At 39.3% G+C, this 13,590-nt stretch carries 15 protein-coding genes; 6 read left to right on the top strand and 9 right to left on the bottom strand.

Translation table 11 applies throughout. From position 1 onward, the window contains the following. A complete protein-coding gene (locus I6E72_RS11650; RefSeq protein WP_197112391.1) occupies positions 1-1,341 on the bottom strand; it encodes a sigma-54-dependent transcriptional regulator in 1,341 nt (446 codons plus the stop codon). A gap of 233 nt (positions 1,342-1,574) precedes the next feature. On the opposite strand from I6E72_RS11650, the gene I6E72_RS11645 reads away from it, so the two are divergent. After that, a complete protein-coding gene (locus I6E72_RS11645) occupies positions 1,575-2,090 on the top strand; it encodes an NUDIX hydrolase (protein WP_197112389.1) in 516 nt (171 codons plus the stop codon). 217 nt (positions 2,091-2,307) lie between these two features. Then, the gene (locus tag I6E72_RS11640; RefSeq protein WP_197112387.1) at positions 2,308-3,684 is read left to right on the top strand and encodes an NAD-dependent succinate-semialdehyde dehydrogenase; all 1,377 of its coding nucleotides are present in this window, start codon (positions 2,308-2,310) and stop codon (positions 3,682-3,684) included. 305 nt (positions 3,685-3,989) lie between these two features. Here the strand turns inward: I6E72_RS11640 and I6E72_RS19855 are convergent, their stop codons facing one another. The 5 genes from I6E72_RS19855 to I6E72_RS11620 form a co-directional block, all read right to left on the bottom strand. Beyond that, positions 3,990-4,121, bottom strand: coding sequence for a hypothetical protein (locus I6E72_RS19855; RefSeq protein ID WP_257983178.1), 132 nt, complete (start codon positions 4,119-4,121; stop codon positions 3,990-3,992). A gap of 337 nt (positions 4,122-4,458) precedes the next feature. After that, positions 4,459-4,773, bottom strand: coding sequence for a hypothetical protein (locus I6E72_RS11635; RefSeq protein WP_231609134.1), 315 nt, complete (start codon positions 4,771-4,773; stop codon positions 4,459-4,461). 243 nt (positions 4,774-5,016) lie between these two features. Beyond that, positions 5,017-6,090 carry an endonuclease/exonuclease/phosphatase family protein gene (locus tag I6E72_RS11630; RefSeq protein ID WP_121953941.1) on the bottom strand — a complete coding sequence of 358 codons (1,074 nt, stop codon included), beginning with the start codon at positions 6,088-6,090 and terminating at the stop codon, positions 5,017-5,019. A gap of 23 nt (positions 6,091-6,113) precedes the next feature. Next, positions 6,114-6,476 carry a hypothetical protein gene (locus I6E72_RS11625; RefSeq protein WP_121953942.1) on the bottom strand — a complete coding sequence of 121 codons (363 nt, stop codon included), beginning with the start codon at positions 6,474-6,476 and terminating at the stop codon, positions 6,114-6,116. A gap of 76 nt (positions 6,477-6,552) precedes the next feature. Continuing rightward, positions 6,553-6,801 (bottom strand): TIGR03643 family protein, encoded by a 249-nt coding sequence (locus I6E72_RS11620; protein WP_007581511.1) that lies wholly within the window; start codon positions 6,799-6,801, stop codon positions 6,553-6,555. A 123-nt stretch (positions 6,802-6,924) separates the two neighbouring features. Between I6E72_RS11620 and I6E72_RS11615 the strand changes: the two genes are divergently transcribed. From I6E72_RS11615 to I6E72_RS11605, 3 genes are all read left to right on the top strand, one after another. Then, positions 6,925-7,614 carry a substrate-binding periplasmic protein gene (locus I6E72_RS11615; RefSeq protein ID WP_010553124.1) on the top strand — a complete coding sequence of 230 codons (690 nt, stop codon included), beginning with the start codon at positions 6,925-6,927 and terminating at the stop codon, positions 7,612-7,614. A gap of 29 nt (positions 7,615-7,643) precedes the next feature. Continuing rightward, entirely contained in the window at positions 7,644-8,300 is a 657-nt protein-coding gene (locus I6E72_RS11610; RefSeq protein WP_121953943.1) for a YoaK family protein, read from the top strand. 74 nt (positions 8,301-8,374) lie between these two features. Beyond that, positions 8,375-10,435 (top strand): TonB-dependent receptor, encoded by a 2,061-nt coding sequence (locus I6E72_RS11605; protein ID WP_165734591.1) that lies wholly within the window; start codon positions 8,375-8,377, stop codon positions 10,433-10,435. A 36-nt stretch (positions 10,436-10,471) separates the two neighbouring features. On the opposite strand, the gene I6E72_RS11600 is transcribed toward I6E72_RS11605, so the two are convergent. Beyond that, the gene (locus I6E72_RS11600; protein ID WP_121953945.1) at positions 10,472-11,263 is read right to left on the bottom strand and encodes an AraC family transcriptional regulator; all 792 of its coding nucleotides are present in this window, start codon (positions 11,261-11,263) and stop codon (positions 10,472-10,474) included. A gap of 106 nt (positions 11,264-11,369) precedes the next feature. Here I6E72_RS11600 and I6E72_RS11595 point away from each other — a divergent pair, with 106 nt between their 5' ends. Further along, positions 11,370-12,566 (top strand): MFS transporter, encoded by a 1,197-nt coding sequence (locus I6E72_RS11595; RefSeq protein ID WP_197112385.1) that lies wholly within the window; start codon positions 11,370-11,372, stop codon positions 12,564-12,566. Here I6E72_RS11595 and I6E72_RS11590 read toward each other — a convergent pair. Further along, complete coding sequence (locus I6E72_RS11590) at positions 12,555-12,776, bottom strand: hypothetical protein (protein ID WP_007581505.1); 222 nt, start codon at positions 12,774-12,776, stop codon at positions 12,555-12,557. The two genes, I6E72_RS11595 and I6E72_RS11590, sit on opposite strands and share 12 nt — an antisense overlap. A 111-nt stretch (positions 12,777-12,887) precedes the next feature. Continuing rightward, positions 12,888-13,301, bottom strand: coding sequence for a GFA family protein (locus I6E72_RS11585; protein WP_197112383.1), 414 nt, complete (start codon positions 13,299-13,301; stop codon positions 12,888-12,890). Between the last annotated feature and the right edge of the window lie 289 nt (positions 13,302-13,590).

Genomic DNA, 13,590 nt, shown 5'->3' with positions numbered 1-13,590 from the left:
CTATTTATATTCGCCAATACCGCCATATGCATTAAGGCGGTTATAAAGTGTTTTGGTGCTAATACCCAGCATTTGTGCAGCAAGCGTTTTATTACCTTGCACCTTATCAAGCGTTGCATGAATAAGTTCTTTTTCAACTTCTTCAATGGTTTGTCCTGCTGATACTGGCTTTTCGGCCGCTTGGTTATTAACGCGCGAAAAAGGCGACTCTAAGCTATCAGGTAGAGTAATGTCGCTGGTTTGCGGATCGCTCATAATAAATGCACGGTGTATAGCGTGGCGAAGCTCTCGCACATTACCGGGCCATTCATAGCTTTGCAGTTCTTTGAGCTGCGTTGGCGTCCAACTAAATGGGGTACCGTTTTCATCATTAAGTTGATCTAAAAATGCTTTAGCTAATAAAGGAATATCTTCTTTTCTATCGCGAAGTGGCGGTATATCAATAGGAAAAACAGCCAACCTAAAGTAAATATCTTCACGAATAATATTATTTTGCGCTAAATCAGTAAGCGAGCGGTTAGTGGCTGAAATAACACGACAATTGGTTGGTATTTCTCTGTTACCACCTACGCGTGTTACTTTTTTAGTTTCAAGCACTCGCAGTAAATTTGGCTGCATATCAATTGGCATTTCGGTCACTTCATCTAAAAACAAAGTACCGTTATTTGATTGCTCAAATACCCCTTCTTTGCGGGCTATAGCGCCGGTAAAGGCGCCTTTTTCATGGCCAAATAATTCACTACCTATTAATTCTTTTGAAAGCGCACCACAGTTGCTCGCCACTAACGGGCCTTCGCACTGGCTTGCGTTATGAATAGCCTGAGCTACAACTTCTTTACCTGCACCACTTTCACCCATCAACATTACATTGGCATTTGTTTTAGCAACGCGTTCAATCATATTGTAAAGCTTGTGCATTACTTCTGATTCGCCAATTAAACCACCAAAGTGACGCGTTATACCGCCCGACTTTGCTTTTTTAACTGCTTTTTTAGGGCCATTTAAAACCAGTTCTAAATCTTCGCGTTGTAATGGCTTTAATAAATGCCCTACATTTGGCTCACACATCTCAGCTAAAATGCCTTTAACTGAAGGATGACCCGATATAAGTGTAATTTTTGGAGATTGCCCAATCGTTTTTAGGTGATCAAGTAAGTGCAAACCGCTACCATCAGGTAACATAAAATCAAGCAGCACATGGTCAAAGGTATTATTTTCAAACCATTGATGTGCTTCTTTTAAACTGGTGGCGGTGCTTATATTGTGGCCGAGGAATTCGACTATGTGGCATACAACGTCACTAAACTCGACGTCATCGTCTACTAAAAGTATGTCTAACATGATAAATCCCTATGCTTTTTTTCTTATTCTACGCATCCTAAATATTAATTTAAAGGCGCACCTAGAATCTAATTACTTAAATAGTTAAGTAATCCAATACTATCTATTTTACCAACCTAATATTTACGTATGCTTAAAAAAAACGATCACAAATTACGAAAAATAATTAAAATCGTTTCTATTTATAGAATGGTAGCAACTGTTATCATTAAAAACCTAAAAAAGGAGACGAAATGCAGCAATTAAAAACCTTAATACATTCAGGTATTAATATTGACCAAGGCAGTCAATTTACCCGTTTAACGGCTCGCGCCATTGTTATTAAAAATAATAAAATACTTTTAATGTATACAAACCGCTATGAAGACTACAGTTTACCTGGTGGTGGAATAGATGAAGACGAAAGTATTGAGCAAGGCTTGATGCGTGAACTAAGCGAGGAAACCGGTGCACAAAAAATAAGTGTTGTTAAAGCCTTTGGACTCTATGAAGAATATCGCCCTTGGTATAAAGACGACTTTGATATTATTCATATTAAATCGTATTGCTTTGTATGTAATATTGCCGACGAGTTTGGCAAAGCACAGTTAGAGCATTATGAGCAGCAAAATGGCATGACCGCTAAATGGGTTGATATTAACGACGCAATTGCACATAACGAGCGCACACTTGCTAATAGTGAAAAACAAGGACTCTCCATTTTACGAGAAACCTACCTATTAAAACGTATTGCTAAAGAACTTCTATAAGTTAAATAAAAATGAGCAATCACCCTTGTAACTTTTGCATAAATCAGAACTTTTTACTGCCTTGGATAATATATTTACAGTAGTAAAAAGTTATTAGCAGAATAAAAACAAGAAATAAACCCTACATTTCAATGACTTAAATTTAATTAATGCTGCTTTTTTGATATTGGCTTTTGTTTTGCACCCTTATAGATAATTAATTTGTAAGGAGATAGAAATGAGTAACACAGTTAAAACGATTAATCCGGCAACTGAGCAAACCATTGAAACCTATACGCTACTTTCTCAAAAAGAAGCTGAACAGGTAATCGAAAAATCTCACGAAACATACTTAAAATGGCGCTTAACGTCGTTCACTGAACGTGCGAGATATCTTAATAAGTTAGCCTCACTTTTCGAAGAGCAAAAAGAATCTATTGCAAAACTCATGACCGAAGAAATGGGTAAAGTATACGAGCAAGGCTTTCAAGAAGTTGAACTATGTGCAGCTATTTGTCGTTACACAGCCGAACAAGGCCCACAAGTACTTGCTGACGAAGAACGTGATATGGACGGCGGCCGTGCAATTATCAGCTACCAACCAACAGGTGTACTGTTAGGTATTCAACCGTGGAACTTCCCGCTTTATCAGGTAATTCGCTACAGTGCTGCCAACATAATGGCGGGTAACACAACCGTATTAAAACATGCTGGTAACGTATTTGGCATGGCTGAAAAAATTGAAGAGCTATTTAAACAAGCCGGTTTCCCAGAGTACTGTTTCAGCAACTTACTCATCGACGGTAAAACCGCCAGCTCACTCATTGCGCACAAAGCAATTAGCGGCGTAACCTTTACGGGTAGTGATGCCACAGGTAAAAAAGTAGCTGCAGAAGCGGGTAAACACGCTAAAAAAACAGTGTTAGAACTGGGTAGCAACGATGCATACTTAGTACTTGATGACGCTGATTTAGAGCTTGCAGTTAAAACCTGTGTAACAGGTCGCATGATCAATAACGGCGAAACGTGTGTTTCAGCTAAACGTTATGTTGTTGTTGAGTCACTTTACGATGACTTTAAAGCACAAATTAAAGAGCAGTTCGAAGCCATGAAAATGGGCGACCCAATGGCAGATGGCACAGACTTAGGCCCAATGGCTCGTGAAGATTTACGCGACGGCATTCACGACCAAGTAATGGAATCAGTTAAAGCAGGTGCAAACATAGTAACGGGTGGCGAAATACCATCGCAAACAGGTTACTACTACCCACCAACGCTACTTGATAACCTATCACCTGGCATGCCGGCCTACGATGACGAATTATTTGGCCCTGTCGCTTCGCTTATTAAAGCGAAAGATAACGACGATGCTATGCGCATCGCCAACGATTCTCGCTACGGTTTAGGCGGTGGTATTTTCTCAAAAGATGAGAAAAAAGCCATTGAGCTTGCCAAAAAGTACTTCGACACCGGCATGATCAATATTAACGGCTACGGTTTAGCACAACCTAACCTACCATTTGGTGGCGTTAAAGGCAGTGGCTACGGCAGAGAACACGGCGGTTTTGGTATGCGCGAATTTGTTAATGTTAAAAGCATTATGATCGCCAGCTAATTTAGCTGCATAAATGAAATAAGTGTTTTAAATACAGATTTTTAATACGTGTTTAAAATACAAAAATTATTAAGCCTAAAAGTGGGTAACCGCTTTTAGGCTTTTTTATGACTTTTAGAAAGTAGTTTTCAGGAAACAATACTTAGTTTTTAGTAAGAGACAGTACCAAATTTTAAGAGATAGTACCGAGTTTTGGATATATTCGTAGGTGCGATTTTACATCGCGCTTTTAATGTGAATATGAGGAGCTAAAAGCTAAAAAGTAGCCTTTAATGTTGAACAAATATCGTGGTCTAATTTTATGTTTAATCGTAAACTCTCATACCCACCAAGTGTTCAGTCGTTTTTAATGTCTTTGCTAAATCATTTACTGCGGCCTGAACAACTAACCAAGAAATATCACATGTATCTGCATCAGGGTACATTTTACTAGCCATTTGCTCATAAGGATGTATTAGATTTCGGAACCCTCAAAGTGCATGAGAGGACTGTCTAGCATTTAAACCTAACTAACCTACATGATGTGTTACATCAATTACTATTTTTCGCTTACTAGCGTTACTTACAGCTGGCTCTTGGTATTTTACGAGAAAGTTTGATGAGGAATGGAGAATGATTAGGTAATATTTAGCTAGGTACTCAAAGCGCTTTTTCTCAAGCCCTAGTATTAGAAAAGCTATCGAACGCTTAGTGAATAAACTAAATTGCATAATAATCGAGTTAATTCGTTTATCTGATTTATATTTTTCAACTTCAATAAACTTTGTGCCCATTTTACGTTTCGTATTTTGCTGGAGCATCCATAAAGTGAAAACTGCCCCAGAGTAATAGTAAAAAAAACATGGGCAGAGAAGCCAATATAAGGTCATATTCTATAAAATTATCGCTAAGCCAATAGCATCCAAAAAACACCATGGGATATATTAAAACGCCCCATAGAAAAAATTTATTCATGATTCTATTAAACAATGGAATATTAATACTAGGCTTACTTCCTAAGCCCATAAGACTAGCGATAACTGCAAATGGGTATACAAGTAAAGGAATAGCACCTAAAACCAATAAAGTAAGCCGAAAAAACTCAAACATATAATCGAACATCCAACGTTTTGAACGTATTAACGCTATTCTCAATGACTAAAAAGTACAAACAAGGTAAGTTAATTGCCAGCGCTTATTTTGAGAGCTTTACCACTCTTTACTTCTAAGAAAACAAGTATATATATTAAAAATAAAGTATAAACCAAATAACACAGTAACAATTCAACACAAGTCAGGCTTCAGCTATTAATAACTCAATGCTTTATATAAATACCGCTATATCTAACGTTACTAATCAAACCTCGGCACCTTTCGCTTATCGGCTTTACTCATTGCGAGCTCTTGGATTTCTTCTTGCTTGTGCTGCGCCGATTTAGTTTCTAATGACTGCTGATTAGCGTTTTCGTAAGAAAGCTCAGTGAGTAGCGCAAAGTGATCTGAGCCATATTTAGCTAAGCGCTTAATACGCTTTACTTTAAAGCCTTCGCTGTGAAATAAATGATCGAGCGGCCAACGCATAAAAAAGTAGCCTGCATGAAAGGTATTATAAAAACCACGGCCTTTTCGAGGGTCTAAAAAGCCACTTATTTGCATAAACAAACGGGTGCTGCGCGACCACGCTACGTCGTTTAAATCTCCGGCAACTATGGTAGGTCGTGTAGGGTTTTTAAGTGCTTTAGCCACCATTATTAGCTCTGAGTCGCGCGGACGTGATGAGTCTTCCTCTGTCGGGCTTGGTGGTGCTGGGTGAATAAAGTGCCCTTGCATTTGTAGGCCTTCATCGTTTTCAAACAAAATATGAATTGAGGGAATATCTTCTTCTATAAGCTCACATATTTGTGCATCGAGTATTTTAAACTTGCTGTATAAGTGCATGCCATAACGATTGTCTTTAGGGCATTCTATGTAATACGGGTAATTTTTTTTAATGACTGATAATTTATTTTCCCACCAGCTATCGCTCTCAAGCGTAATAAGTAGGTCGGGTTGATGCTCATCAACAAGACTAATTAACTTCTCACTTTTATGGTTCGACATAAGTACATTTGCCGACATAATTCGAATGCTATGGTCGATGTGCTTAGGTGCGCTTTGCACTTCTTTTTTAGCAAGCCACGTATACGGGTAAATCCATTTACCTTGTAAAATCATTATAAGTAATGAGGTTAAGGCTATAAATACATAGCCTATTGCGCTACTTTGCCATAATAAAAACAACGAAGTAACGGCTACAAAACTGGCAATATAAAAAACCTGTAAGCGCACAAAATCGCAGCTACGCACTAAGTAATGCTGGCTGTACGACATAGGTAATAAGGTAACCAGTAAAAAAAAGCCAATAATTATAGCCAGCGCAATGAGCATTTTAATATCCTTATAAAGTTAATTTAGCGACTTAGAATTGAAAGTATTTCTCGAGTATCGTGCACCATATGGATAACTGTACGGTCTATTTCTATACTCACTGTACCATTATCTCTAGAGCGTTCAATCACTCTACCTCTTTTGTATAAATCGCGTTCTAAAAAGTCGCCTCGATGATAGCTTTTACTTAGCCCTGGTGGCGTCCAACCTGCGCGGATTAGCTGCTTTGCCTCTTTTTTAGAAAGGTAGTCATTGTCGTTATGCTTATGTGAATGATGCTTTTTATGGCCGTGTTTATGACCATGCTTATCTTTATGCGGTTTTGCGTCTGCGCTTATTGAACATAAAGCCAATGCTATTAGTGCTGTGTATATAGGTGCTTTCATAAATAATCTCTAGCATAATTAATAGCTAAAGGTTAACAAACACGGATGAACATCATATGAAACAACTAACACCTATTTAACGTTGTTTATATTGTGTTTTACAGTGGCTTCGCATAATAGCGGGATCGCGTAATTTTAAATGTTTTGTTTTACGACCTGCATGGCGCTTACGCCAAACTTTAAAACTGCCTTTTGAAACATTGTCTCGCATAAAAACCACCAGCTGCGGATACTTTAATCCGTATAGCTGCTCTATAGCCTCGTAGGGGGTTCTATCTTCCCACGCCATTTCGATAATGCGTGACTGCTGTTCTGCGTTAAACATGGTATATCTCACAAAATTTAACTTATACGCTAGGTAAAAATACTTAGATCAATGCAATTAAACTCAGTAACTGTATAATTGGCGTTCAAGTTATGTACTTTAAAAGATATCGAATTTATATTTATGCGCGCAATATTCCTGTTTTTAGCTTTAACTTTACCTTCGTTATTACTTGCAGCGCCAAGTAAAACCCTGCGCTGCGTAACAACCCACTACCCGCCTTTTACTATATTTGATGAGAAAAGCGATACGTTCACGGGTTTAGATATTGAATATTTAACGTTTATTGAGCGTAATTTAAATCTTAAAATTGACGTAATTCATCTGCCATGGGCGCGCGTTAAAAAAGAAATGGCGCTGGGTTACTACGACTGCTATTTCTCTTTGGCCAATACAGAGGAACGTGCAAAGTATTTAGATTTTACAAGCGTGCCTTTGCACACTACTAAGTATGGTTTATTTACTTTAAACAAAGATAAACTGCTCACTGACGATTTATCAAATACCCCAATAGCGATGCTGCGCGGCGTTGCTTTGCCTGAGGTTATTGCTAAAAAGTACAGCCTTGATGAGAATAATCTACTTCGCTCACTTTCAACTAAAGACACTTTTGAGCTACTAGAAAAAAAACGTGTTGAATACGCAATAACTAACTATCAAGCAGGTTTGTGGTACTCAAAAGAATATAAAAACATTTATGCTCGGCAATTAAATGAGTTTACGTTTCCTACTTACATTGCTTTTAAGCGTGGCGTAATTGATACAAAATTAGTTGATGAGCAAATAAAACGTTTTAAAGCACAAACTCAATAATTAACACTGCACACGTTAAGAGATAACCAATGTTTACAAAACTACCAAAATGGGTTGAATATGGCGCGTTTACGCTCGCATTTATAGCGGGCGTAATAAACGCTGTAGGCTTATTAGGATTTGAGCATCAGGCTATTTCGCATGTATCTGGCTCTGTTACTTTACTTGGTATTAAAGTAATAACTAACCCCAGCACTGCCTTATTGCTACTTTCAATAATTATCAGCTTTATGTTGGGCTCTGCGCTGTCGGGCTTTTTGCTCTCTGGTGGCTCATTAAAACTTGGTCGTCATTACGACACTTTGCTTTTTATTGAAGGACTGTTATTACTGGCGAGTGCTTATTTACTTAAAAATACATTCGTTTACGGTATTGTTTTAACGTCTGCTGCGTGTGGGCTACAAAATGCGCTAGCAACTAATTACAGTGGTGCAGTTATACGTACCACACATTTAACCGGTATTTTTACCGACCTTGGCTTAATGATCGGAAAAGCGCTAAAAGGTGAGCAATTTGATACGCGTAAATGCGTTATATTTTTACTCATTATAAGCGGCTTTTTACTAGGTGGGATTGTTGGTTATATTTTATTTGAGTACTTTTTAGTGCTCGCGTTATTATTTCCGGCAGCCGCATGCTTTATATTATCTTTCATATACAAAATACATAGGTTACGTACGCTTTAACGCAACGAGTTTAAAAGCACATTAAAACCGCATATTATAGAGGTAATGCAATATAGATTACTTTCAAGGAATGTATGAAACCTTATTTTTTGCCGCTGATATTACCCTTTAGCCACACTGCGTTTGCCGATAATCAAAATAATGATGCAATAGAAACCATAACAACCACTGCATCACGTATTGAAGCGCTATCTACCCCACTCCCTTTATCAATAAGCACACTAAATCAAGCGCAGCTAAATAGCATAGCCCCTACCCATATTGAAGAAGCTCTGCAACGTGTAGCGGGTGCTAATATTCAACGCGGAAATGGCCAAGAGTATTTACCCGCGCTTCGCTCACAAGTGCTTTCGGGCGCAGGCGCTTGTGGTGGCATATTGACTTTGGAGGATGGCATACCACTGAGAGCAGCTGGGTTTTGTAACATAAACGAGCTATTTGAAGCGCACAGTGAAATGGCGCAGCGCATTGAGGTGCTAAAAGGCCCTGGCTCTGCACTTTATGGCTCAAACGCTGTGCATGGTGTTATTAATGTAATAACACCCGACACCACACAAGGCGGTGGTTTAGTTGGTTTAGATTATGGCTCGTACGGCTATACTCGCTACAAATTACGCGCAGGACAAGATTACGGCAACAGCGGTATAGGCATTAACGCAAGTGTTACCGACGATAGCGGTTACCGCGACGACGAAAGCGTAGAGCAACAAAAAGTTAATATTCGCCATCGCTATTCAAATAATAATTTATTACTTACCTCTGGGCTTACTTACACAAACCTAGATCAGCAAACTGCGGGATTTATTACGGGCTTTGAAAGCTATAAAAACGAAGACCTCTCGCAAAAAAACTTTGACCCAGACGCATTTAGAAAAGCACGTTCATTTAGAGCGTGGAGCAATGCAACATGGCAATTAAATAACGATGATGTGCTCTCTACTACGTTATATTTTCGCGACCAAAGCATGGACTTTTTTAAGCACTTTTTACCCGGCACACCGCTTGAAAAAAACAGTCAAACTGGTTTTGGCATACAATCGCTTTATCAATATAATTTACAAAGTAATGTAAAAGTAAACCTAGGGCTTGATGGCGAATACACGCAAGCCGACTTTACTCAAAGCCAAAATGAGCCCACTCAAGGTTCTGCATTTTTAGTTGCTACAGTGCCACAAGGTAAGCATTACGATTACGATGTAAACGCCACGCTTTATGCCCCTTTTGCATCACTTGATTGGCAATTAAATAAGTGGTTACTTACCGCAGGTGTGCGCTACGAGCATATGCAGTACGACTACACCAATAATATGCTAGCAGGTAGAACAAAAGACGATGGCACAGAATGCGGCTTTGGTGGCTGCCGATACAGCCGCCCTGAAAGTGGGAAAAATAGTTTTAGTAATCTATCGCCAAAGCTTGGGGTTAGTTATCAGTACAATACAAATAACACGCTTTATGCAAACTTTTCTCGCGGTTACAGAGCGCCACAAGCGGCTGAGCTATACCAATTACAACGCGAGCAAACCACTGCAAATTTAAGCGCCGAAATAGCCAATAACGCAGAACTAGGTATTAAAGGGATTTACGAAAAGCTACGTTATGGCGTGTCTGTTTACGCTATGAGTAAACACAATACGATTTACCGCGATAGTGACTTTTTTACGGTAAATAATGGCAGCTCTCGCCATCGTGGTATTGAGCTTGAGCTTGACTACCAGCTAACGCAGTCGCTTGCGCTTAACTTTGCAGGCACGCACGCAAAGCATACTTATACTAACAACCAAATACTTAACGGTTTAAATATAAACGGCAACGACATAGACACCGCGCCGCGTAATATTGCTAATCTCGATTTAACATGGCAGGCATTAAACAACGCGCAATTTGCTTTGCAGTGGCACCGCGTTGGTAACTACTACACCGACCCAGAAAACTTAAATAAGTACCAAGGGCATGATGTTTTAAGCCTGCGCGCTCAGTGGCAAGTTACTAATAACCTTGAAGTGCTTGCCCGCATTATTAATTTAACTAATGAGGCTTATGCGGAACGCGCCGATTACACCAGCTTTACCGGCGACAGATACTTCCCTGGCAAACCACGTAACGCCATGCTTTCGGCAACTTATACGTGGTAATGCTTATTTAAGGGCTAAGCTAATTTAAGGGCTAGCCTAATTTAACTGATTTAAGTCGCTCATGTATTTCATGGGCGACTTTTTCATCACCTTTTTAAACATAGTAATAAACGCACTAACCGATTCATACCCTAATAACTCCGACACCTGCTGCACATTTTGCTTATCAGAAAGCGCTTTTAAGGCTGTAATTATATGCAATTGCGTACGCCACTTTCCAAATGTCATACCTGTTTCTTTTTTAATTAACCGCGCTAATGTGCGCTCAGTTAATGCAAACTGCTTAGCCCATTGTGGTAGTGTTTTTCGATTGTTTGGCTTGTTTATGAGCTGATCGCTCATAGTTTGAATTACCTCATTTTTAGATAATACAAAATCGAGTGGTTGTACTGGCATTTCAATAAGTTGATCAAATAACACCTGCGCTAAACGTGCTGTTTTACTATTTAAAGTATAGTGCTGATTATGCGCAGCCAACTCGCACATTAGCTCTTTAACTAACGGCGTAATAGCTAACGTACAGGTATTTAGCGGCATACCGTTTTTACTACTATCAATAAATAAATGACAAAGCTGCGCGTTATCAGACGCCCTATTGCTATGCACCTTTTGTGCTGGGATCCAAATTGCACTGTGCGTGGGCACCATCCACATTTTGGCTGACACTTCACACGTTACATAACCATGTAGCGCTAAAATTAACTGCCCTTTAGGATGGGTATGTAGTGGTATTTCGTGACTTGCATGGGCGTGCTCTATTTTGGCTATTATGGGCTGCGCCATAGTTTCAAAATTTTTAATGTCGTCCCAACCAATTGCATCAAACATAGTTTTGTCTGTTTTTAGTTATTTAATGTCATTATCTCTAAATTATAGTTTTTGCTAAGCCTTTATACTAGCGCCCATTAAGTATTAGCTTTAATGGTCTTCCCTTTTGTTAAATAACACACCTAAATCACGCTTTGCTGGCATATTACTTGTGCTTGGCATATTACTTATTGCCGCAAATTTACGCGCCACATTTACAGGTATTGCACCTGTGCTTGAACAAATTATTAATCACTTTGGGCTTAGCGCATTGCAAGCTGGGTTTTTAACAACATTGCCACTCATTGCCTTTGCGGTTGTATCGCCAATGGCCGCAACTCTTGCTAAAAAGCAGGGGTTAGAGCGCACCTTGTTTGTAGCTTTGTTATTTATACTTGCTGGGGTTGCAGCGCGGGTAATAAATACCTCAGCCATGCTTTTTGTGGGCACCGCTATTATTGGTGTGGGTATTGCCATTGCAAACGTATTATTACCAAGTTTAATTAAGCGCGACTTTCCTGCAAAGGTTGCATTAATGACCTCAGCCTACGTGCTTACTATGGGCGTGGTATCGGGTGGGTTTTCCACTTTGGTATTTCCGCTTAGTCAGTTAAACGGATTAGGATGGCAACTTGCGCTGGGCTCATCAGCTCTTATTACTCTGGCGAGTATTATTATATGGATGTCGCAATTAAGTAAACACACAAAACCCGCGAGTATTGCTCAACACGCTGACACTTCAAAAAGTGTATGGCGTTATTTACTAGCATGGCAAATTACCCTACTGCTGGGTTTAAACTCATTCTTAAATTATATAATTATCACGTGGTTACCCAGTATATTAATCGAAACTGGCCAAAGTGCCACGCAAGCAGGTGCTTATCATGGGGCTTTTCAAATAGCGACTGCATTACCGGGTTTAATATTAATTCCGTTACTTGCCAAATTAAAAGATCAAAGCGCGCTTAGCTTTATTTTAGCCATGCTGAGTGCACTCAGTGCATTGGGGCTACTTTACATGCCTAACTTTGCTTTTGTTTGGACCCTAATGCTGGGCTTTTGCTCTGGGGCGTGTTTTATATTAGGGCTGTCGTTTATTAGTTTACGAACCGATGATTCGCAACAAGCAGCGTCGCTTTCAGGTATGTCGCAAAGCGTAGGTTATTTGCTCGCGGCTATTGGTCCTATGCTAGCTGGTGCATTACACACTACAACAGGCAGTTGGAGTGCGCCATTATGGCTGTGTGCTATTGCCGGAGTACTGTGTGCATTATGTGGTTTAGGCAGTGGTAAAAACACCACTTTAGCTAAATCAGCTAACTAGCTGCTGTAACCACGAAAATAAACCAGACGAAGTTTTGTTGCTCGTGTGTTTTTGCTCATAGCGTTTATTAGTCGCTTCGCGCTGTTCACGGCGCTCTTGCGCTAAATTAGCCTTTGCAGCAAAACGTAAACGCTGTTCTTGAGTAAGCTCATCATTAAAACTAATGGCTGTTTTTTTAACTGCTCGGCTGCTTTTAGGTGAACTACACATATTATTCTCCAAATGACTGACTTATAAGTAGACAGTCATTTGGTTAAATAAATTTCAAACCGCTTACTAAAAAAGTGATTTTTGATCAGTATTACTAATAACTCCAACTAACTAGTTTTGTGGGGTTGTATCAAACGCAGGTACTTCGTGTAAGCCGCTCAACCAGCTCAATGTTGATTTAGCCCAAATTTGTGCTGTTGGCGTAAACTGTTCACGCTGATCAACCGCACCAATACGCAAGCCATATACACGTTCAGCTTTAGCTTCGTTAGTTGCATAAAGTGTTGTACCACATGTGCCACAAAAACCTTGCGCACGCTTGTTACCGCTTTGCGCTGTTTTAACAAACTCTTTTGGCTCACCTTGGGTAAATACTACCGAATTTAGCTCTGCAATTATAACTGCTCTAAATGGGCCGCTCGACATACGTTGGCAATCGCTACAATGGCAAACAAGTGCGTTGTTATTTTGAGACTTTGCTTGGTATTTAATTTCACCACAGTAACAGCTTCCAGTAATTTCCATTATTTAAATCCTTAATGCTTATGAAGATTGAATCGAGATATAAGACCGGCAATATCGATTCATTATTTTTAAAATATAAAAAAACTGCTCGCCGGTTCATTTGTATATTCGGTTAGGTTTTTAATTTTTGAAAGTGATTTTTAAAAGTTGAGCAAGTGCTACAAACATGATCCGATGTTTTAAATAAAACAGCAATACCACGTTAAGCTAATAGCGTAACGTGGTGTGTTTAAGCTATTTTTATACCAATTCGCTTAATTAAGTTGTCTATTTTGAGGTAAGAAAACCG

The sequence above is a fragment of the Pseudoalteromonas sp. NSLLW24 genome (assembly GCF_015864725.1).
Classification (GTDB): Bacteria; Pseudomonadota; Gammaproteobacteria; order Enterobacterales; family Alteromonadaceae; genus Pseudoalteromonas; species Pseudoalteromonas arctica.
This window is presented reverse-complemented; position numbering and strand designations above follow the sequence as displayed.